The sequence below is a fragment of the Nocardia sp. NPDC058497 genome (assembly GCF_042720195.1).
Taxonomy (GTDB): domain Bacteria; phylum Actinomycetota; class Actinomycetes; order Mycobacteriales; family Mycobacteriaceae; genus Nocardia.
This window is the reverse complement of the sequence record NZ_JBHXMY010001006.1, coordinates 1-1,238: the sequence shown is the minus strand read 5'-3', so window position 1 is coordinate 1,238 and position 1,238 is coordinate 1. Positions and strand designations below refer to the sequence as shown.

2 protein-coding genes are annotated in these 1,238 nt (G+C 66.5%); both read left to right on the top strand.

Annotated features, from left to right (window positions below; translation table 11 throughout):
• Window positions 1-42 precede the first annotated feature (42 nt).
• Window positions 43-735 carry a transcriptional regulator gene (locus ACFWPJ_RS33280; RefSeq protein WP_378857567.1) on the top strand — a complete coding sequence of 231 codons (693 nt, stop codon included), beginning with the start codon at window positions 43-45 and terminating at the stop codon, window positions 733-735.
• 27 nt (window positions 736-762) lie between these two features.
• The coding region (locus tag ACFWPJ_RS33275; RefSeq protein ID WP_378857565.1) for a DUF2993 domain-containing protein at window positions 763-1,238 on the top strand (476 nt) is incomplete at its 3' end.

Below are 1,238 nucleotides of genomic sequence, written 5' to 3'. Positions count from 1 at the left end.
ACACCTCTCTAGTCGTCGGCTGCGTGTGTTGTTTATAAGACACTGGACCCATCACCTCTGGTCGTCGCGGCGCTCGCCGGGGCTCTGCAGCTGTCCCGGGCCGAGCGCGATCAGCTGTATCGCAGTGCGGGACAGCTACCGCCGCAGGACGGGACCATCAGCGACCACGTTCCCGCCGGCATTCAACGACTCACCACTCGCCTCGGTGACATCCCGATCGGCGTGTTCACCGCCGACTGGTCCCTCGTGTGGTGGAACAGCATGTGGACAGCTCTGCACGGTGATCCCGCCGTGATCCCGGCGCCGGAACGAAATCTCGCGCTCGCGCTCTTCGGCCACGGCGCCGCGCGTGCGGCGATGCGGCCGATTCGTTCCGAGCGCGGAGACGACGCGTTCGCGACGTCGATCGTGGCGGACCTGAAGGACGCGCTGACCCGCTATCCCGCCGACGCCCGCCTCAGCCGACTGGTCCAGGACCTGCGACAAGGTTCGCCCGGCTTCGCGCACCTCTGGGCGACGGCGACCACAGCACAACATGTGACCGATCGGAAGACGATCATCCATCCCGAAGTCGGAGAACTCCTACTCGACTGCGACGTGCTCCTGGTGCCGGGCGCCGACTTGTACATGGTGACCTACACCGCCGCGGCCACAACCCCCGACGCGGGCAAACTCGAGCTCCTCCGTGTGACAGGCGGCCGAGCTGTGCAGACCGGGCCCGGGGGCACAGCATGATGGTGGGATGGTCGAGAGGGTGAGCGTATGCGCACAGTGCTGATACTGATCGTCGTCTCGGTGATCGGGTTGATCGTCGGTGATCGGGTCGCAGTCGTGGTGGTGCAGAACGAGATCGGCCGCAAGGTGGCGGCCGAGTACAACCTTCCGCACCCACCGGACGTCGATATCCGCGGGTTTCCGTTTCTGACCCAGGCCGCCGACGGCAACTATCCGGAGATCGACATCCGGGTCGGCGACTGGAGTGGGGACAACATTTCCGTCCGCCACCTCGATGTCGTGCTGACCGACGTCTCCGCGCCGCTGAGCGACGTGCTCGGCAACCGCACGTCGAACCTTGTCGCGGCCACGGCGACGGCGACGGCTGTTGTTCCCTACGACGTCGTGCGGGGCTTCGCGCCGTCGGGCGTGGAATCTGTCTCCGACAGCCCGGACGGGATACGCGTCACCGGGACCTTCACGGTGGCGGGGTTGGCGGTGACCGCGACGGTATTCGTCACCGT